We start from the raw sequence: 235 nt of genomic DNA on the forward strand, positions 1-235 counted from the left end.
GGTGGGCAAGGCCGGGATCTACGTGAACCGGCTGGGGCTGTCGGCCAGGGTCGGGCGCTTCCGCCGCGCCGGCTTCCAGGTGGACGTGCCGGAGGCGACGGTCTGGTCCCGCCGGCCGACGGGCCCGGCGCGGCCGCATCCGGATGCGATGCGGCCGGGGACGGCTGTCCGGGTGGCGCGGGCAGTGCTCGAGGTGCGGGCGCGGCGGGGGGGCCTGGGTCCGGCCGTGGCCGGT

The 235-nt window shown here is 79.6% G+C and carries 1 protein-coding gene; it reads left to right on the forward strand.

All coding sequences use genetic code 11. The features are described from left to right. Window positions 1-235: hypothetical protein (locus AC0IW9_RS32010; protein WP_471652306.1), on the forward strand; the 235-nt coding region annotated here is incomplete at both ends.

It is taken from the genome of Belnapia sp. AC561, assembly GCF_979252845.1.